Below are 5,611 nucleotides of genomic sequence, written 5' to 3'. Positions count from 1 at the left end.
CCTCGCCGCGCCCGGACCCGGCGGCGGTGACCGGCTCGATCGCCATCGAGCCGCCGGCCATCGGGATGACCGCGGATCCGCTCCGGACCGGGCTCGAGGCGCTGGGCGCCACGCGCATTGCCGCCGCGCAGGCGATCCGCGACAGCCTGCCGGAGGGGTCGCTCGACCGCGCCATCCTGACCTGGGCGCTGGCGAGCGGCGGCTTTTCCACCATCGACGCCGACGAGATCGAGGCCGCGGCGCTGGAGCTTCAGGGCTGGCCCGGCCTGGACGCGATCGAGCGCAACCGCGAGCGCGCCAGGCTGCGGGCGCTGACCGAGCCGCAGGCGATCGTGGACGCCTTCGCCGACCGGCCGCCGAACACGCTGGAGGGAACGCTGCAACTGGCCCGCGCGCACCGCCTGCTGGGCGACGAGGCGCGCGCGGTGGCGGTGCTGGCGCCGACCTGGCGCAGCGCAAGGCTGGACAGCGCGACGGAAGCGCGGCTGATCGCCGAGTTCGGGTCGATGCTGCCGGTGCACGAGCATCGCATCCGGATGGAGCGGATGCTGCACGCCGAACGCACGCAGTCGGCCCTGCGGCTGGCGCCGCTGGTGGGCGCGGAGGCGCTGGCCAGGGCCTGGAGCGCGGTGAACGGCGGCGAGCGGAGTGCCGGGGCGCTGCTGGACGCGGTGCCGGAGGAAGAGCGCGGCTCGGCCTACCTGTTCGCCAAGGCGCGGTGGCTGCGCCGCGACGGAAAATTCGTCGAGGCGGCGGAAGCGATGCTGTCGGTGCCGCGCGACGCACAGGACGTGGCCGATCCGGACGCCTGGTGGGTGGAACGACGGGTGCTGTCGCGCGAGATGCTCGACATCGACCGACCCGACCTCGCCTATGCCATTGCCGCCGCGCATACGGCCGAAAGCCCGGCAATGGCCGCCGACGCCGAGTTCCACGCGGGATGGTATGCGCTGTCCTTCCTCGACCAGCCGGAAACGGCGCTGACCCATTTCAGGCGCATCGCCGAGCTGACGTCGGGCGCGATCTCGCAGTCGCGGGCTTTCTACTGGATGGGCCGGGCCATGGAAGCGGGCGCGCCCGGGGACGCCGGCCTGGCCTATGAGGAAGCGGCCGTCTTCGGCGCGGCGTTCTACGGCCAGCTCGCCGCCGCACGGCTCGGGCGACAGGCCATTCCGGTGTCCGTGCCGACGCCCACCGCCTATGAACGTTTCGCGTTCACGCGCCGGCCGGCGGTGGCGGCGATCCGCCGGCTGGAAGCGGCCGGCCATGCCGGGCGGGCCGAACAGCTCTATCGCGGGCTGGCGGCGGAACTGACCAACCCGCGCGAGATCGCGCTCCTGGCCGGCATGGCCGAACAGCGCGGCGACCATACGCTGGCCCTGAGAGTGGGCAAGATCGCGGCCGCGCGCGGCATCGACATCGGCGCGCTGGCCCATCCCGTCGGCGCCATACCGGCGGACGCACAGATTTCGGGCGCAGGCGAGGCGCTGGCCTACGCGATCGCCAGGCAGGAAAGCGAGTTCAACGCCAGCGCGGTGTCGGGAGCGGGCGCGCGCGGGCTGCTGCAACTCCTGCCGGGTACGGCGCGCGACATGGCGCGCGGCGCGGGGCTGGCCTATTCGCCGGCACGGCTGACCACCGACGCGGCCTACAACGCCACGCTGGGCGCGGCCTTTCTCGCCGACCAGCTCGGCCGCTTCGACGGCTCCTACGTGCTGACCTTTGCCGGATACAATGCCGGCCCCGGCCGCGCCCGCGACTGGATGAAGCGCTACGGCGACCCGCGCGGCGCCGAGATCGACGCTGTGGTCGACTGGATCGAGCGGATCCCGTTCACCGAGACGCGCAACTACGTGCAGCGGGTGATGGAGAACTATCAGGTCTACAAGATGCGCCTGACCGGCACGACCGAGATCGCGCGCGACCTCGTCGCGGGACGGTAGCGGCGCCTCTGCGACCGCCCGCACGGGCGCCGACCAGCGCAACCGCATCCCGTGACGAAGAAAACCCGGCGGTTGCCCGTCGGGTTCTCGAACCGATTCCGGGATCGATCAGACGTCGCGCGTGAAGCGGAGGAAACCGCTGGCCGCGTCGATGTCTCCGCCGAGGAACTCTTCCTGGGCATAGGCGCCTTCGAGGCGGACTTCGACGTTGGTGACCCGTCGCATCATCGCGAGGAGACGTTTTCTGATCTGTCGGGACCAGATCGTTGATCAGTTCCTTCAGGCTCAAGCTGCGATCGTTGTTCCCATGCATCCAGAACTCGGCCCCAGCGCCGCATTGCCCGTCGGGGTCGCTTGCCAATGGATCGGCGAGTGGGTAGTTGAATCCCAGCGAAAGGAGCCTGAATTTGACGGTTGCGGTGCTTGGTGGTGGATTGCAGGGATGTTGTATCGCCCTCGCGCTGGCCAATCGCGGACAAGATGTCGTCCTGTTCGATCGCCAGTCCGACATCCTCACCCGAACCGCGGTCGCCAACGAAGGCAAGGTCCATCTCGGCTGGATGTACGCGGCGGATCCTTCCATGTCCACGGCGCGCGTGATGATCGAAGGCGCGCTCGCCTTCGCGCCGTTCCTGGAACGACATCTCGGCGCTTCGCCAGAGAGTTTCACCACGTCCGAGCCAGCCGCCTATGCCGTTCATCGCGAAAGCCAGCATGGCGTCTGCGAGGTGAAAGCCTACTTCGCCGCACTGCATTCGTTGATCGCGGAAGCGTCAGCGGGACGGCGCGATGACTATTTCGGCCGCGACCTTTCGCTTGCGCCGCGCCAATGGTCCGACGTTGAAAGCCTCGCCGCGTTCGATCCGTCCGATGTGCTTGCCGTCTTTGACACGCCGGAGGTCGCGATCGATCCGATCGAATTGGCGAGCCGACTGCGCGCCGCGGTCGTGGCCCATCCCCGCATCGATATGCGGCTCGAACACGAAGTCGAGAGCGCCAGCGAGAACAGGGACGGGGTGACCGTGGCCACGCGGATGGGCGAAGCGCGCAGAAAAGAGCGGTTCGATCACGTCGTCAATGCGCTGTGGGACGGCCGGATAGCCCTCGACCGAACGATGGGGCGCGATCCCGGACGAGCGTGGATACACCGCCTGAAGTACGGGGTGAGTTTTACCTGGCCCGAGAATCGGCCGCGGCCGCCCAGTGTCACCTTCATATCGGGTCCGTTCGGCGAGGTCGTGAGCTATCCCGACATGACCACCTATCTGACGTGGTATCCGTCCTGCGTGCTGGACTATTCGCGTGCGATCGTGCCTCCGACCTGGGCAACCCATCCCGACGAACCGTTCCGTTCAAAGGTGGTCGACGATACGATTTCGAGCCTGGGCGCGATCGTGAGGGCTCTCCGCCGGATCGAACCGGACGGTTTGCAGGACCTTCGCGTCAAGGGTGGGACGATCGTGGCCTGGGGCGAGACCGACATCGACGATCCTGAAAGCGAGCTGCACAAGCGCTACGAGATCGGCGTCCACAGCTGGGGACGTTATCACTCGGTCGATCCGGGCAAACTGACGATGGCGCCGTTCTTTGCGGAGATCTGCGCCGATCGGATCGCGCGGATCGGATAGTGGGAGCGGATTGGACATTCGCGTTCCGTTCACGGCCGGCGACCGGTCAAATGTCAAATTCAAAGCTCCATTCAAAACCTGAATCTGCTCGTGAACCCGCCGACATTTGCGCGGGCGCTCATCCCAGCGGGATGCAGATCTCGGAATCGGTCCACTAGACGGAGGCGCGCCGACATGTCGAGACACATCACGGTCGGCATCCCCGTCTACAAGGGGCAGGAGCAGGTCGGGAAAGCCCTGCAGTCATTGCAGGAACAGACCTTCGGGGAATTCGAGGCGATCATCTCGATCGACGGCGGCGACGAAGGGAGTGCGCAGGCGTGCCGGCCCTTCCTCTCCGACAGTCGCTTTCGCATGGTCGTGCAGCCGGAGCGACTGGACTGGTATGGCAACTTCAATTGGTTGCTCCGTCAGCCGATGGGGGACTTCTTCTGCTACCGTCAACACGACGACTGGACGACGCCCGAGTTCTTCGAGCGTCTTTTACAGCTCGCCGACCGGCATCCCGAGGCCGCAATCCTCTACACCGACTGCCAGTGGCACGGCGGACGCAACGACCTCGATGCCGCTCCTTCGATCGAGGGTGACACGCTGTCGCGCCTGCGCCAGTTCATAGAACAAAAGAGACCCGAACCCGTGCGCGGTATCATTCGCGCGGCGGCCGTCGCCCAGGCGGGGCCGGTTCGTTCGGACGAATTCCGCGCGCTTTCGGAGGTCTTCGTCTGGCTCGCCAAGGTCTTGCGATGGGGCAGTTTCGTCAGGTTGCCGGAGCCGCTGTACCACCGGCTGGACCACAAGGACAATTATCACAAGCAATGGTTCGACTGGCCGGTCGAGCGGAAACGCGAGTCCTGGTCCACGCTCTTCACGGGCCTGATCGAAGCGGTTCAACCCGCCTGCGGCACCATCGAGGAACGGCTCTTCTTCCAGCATTTCATTCTCGACCGGATCGCCGTCTGGCGACCCGAACAGAGCTACCATCACCTGCCGGAAACCCCCCACGAGAGCGGGTTGACGATCAGATCCTGTCTCGAGCGACTGGCCAAAGAGGGACATCTGGAACGCTGGATCGAACCCGCGTCGCTCGCCAGCCCAGCCCTTGCCGTCGCCCTGTCTGAACGCGACCGGCTCCTCGAGGAGCTCGCCTCCCTTCAGTCGGCGAACCGGAGTCTGATCGACGAGACCGAAAAGCTTCGCCGCCCCCGCGCAACGCGACCGGGCGACTTCCTTCGGCGTCTACTGAAATCGTGAAGGACGCTTTCGCGGGACGGTAGCGGCGCCTCTGCGACCGCGGGCACGGGCGCCGACCAGCGCAACCGCATCCCCAGACGAAGAAAACCCGGCGGTTGCCCGCCGGGTTCTCGAACCGATCCTGGGATCGATCAGAAGTAGCGCGTGAAGCGGAGGAAGCCGCTGGCCGAGTCGATGTCTCCGCCGAGGAACTCTTCCTGGGCATAGGCGCCTTCGAGGCGGACTTCGAAGTTGGTGACCGGGGTCCAGACCGCTGCAGCCTGAACGAGCCAGGCGTCGTCACCGTTGAAGGCCTTGAAGTACTGACCGCCAACCGTCGCGCTCCACTGAGCGTTGAAGACGTGGTTGTAGGACAGAACCGCGGACCACTCGGTGGCGCCGACGATCGCGGCGTTCGAACCGCCCTGCGTGATCGGCATGTCGATCGCGTAGAAGTTCGCTTCTTCAGCCCAGAAGAAGCCGGCGCGGATGCTGGAGCCGGCCATGTTCGGGATGTTGTACTGCATGCCGATCATGGCGTTGAAGGCGTCGAACTCGTCGTCGTAGGCAACCTTGCCCCAGACGCCGCCCCAGCCCTGGCTGATGCCGAGCACGCCGACGACGTTCGGCATGTAGCCTTCGCCATTCAGAGTGTCGTCTTCGAGCACGATCGAGCCGAACACGCCGTTGCCGCCCGAGAAGGTGTAGCCGATCTGCTGGCGCTGCTGGTAGGCATACTGGCCGCCGGCGTCGGTGTGCATGATGCCGAAGCGGGAGATGCCCGGCAGGCCCCACGGGGCAGCCCAAGCG

The 5,611-nt window shown here is 66.7% G+C and carries 4 protein-coding genes; 3 read left to right on the top strand and 1 reads right to left on the bottom strand.

Annotated features, from left to right (window positions below; all coding sequences use genetic code 11):
- The 3 genes from EJC49_RS17395 to EJC49_RS17385 form a co-directional block, all read left to right on the top strand.
- A partial coding sequence (locus tag EJC49_RS17395; RefSeq protein WP_148106308.1) for a lytic transglycosylase domain-containing protein occupies positions 1-1,943 on the top strand: 1,943 nt, incomplete at its 5' end.
- 419 nt (positions 1,944-2,362) lie between these two features.
- Positions 2,363-3,571 carry an FAD-dependent oxidoreductase gene (locus tag EJC49_RS17390; protein WP_245453448.1) on the top strand — a complete coding sequence of 403 codons (1,209 nt, stop codon included), beginning with the start codon at positions 2,363-2,365 and terminating at the stop codon, positions 3,569-3,571.
- Positions 3,572-3,745: 174 nt separating this feature from the next.
- The gene (locus tag EJC49_RS17385) at positions 3,746-4,822 is read left to right on the top strand and encodes a glycosyltransferase family 2 protein (RefSeq protein ID WP_126701208.1); all 1,077 of its coding nucleotides are present in this window, start codon (positions 3,746-3,748) and stop codon (positions 4,820-4,822) included.
- 131 nt (positions 4,823-4,953) lie between these two features.
- On the opposite strand, the gene EJC49_RS17380 is transcribed toward EJC49_RS17385, so the two are convergent.
- The coding region (locus EJC49_RS17380) for a porin (RefSeq protein ID WP_170314770.1) at positions 4,954-5,611 on the bottom strand (658 nt) is incomplete at its 5' end.

This window comes from Aquibium carbonis (assembly GCF_003970795.1).
In the GTDB taxonomy this organism is placed as follows: domain Bacteria; phylum Pseudomonadota; class Alphaproteobacteria; order Rhizobiales; family Rhizobiaceae; genus Aquibium; species Aquibium carbonis.
This window is presented reverse-complemented; position numbering and strand designations above follow the sequence as displayed.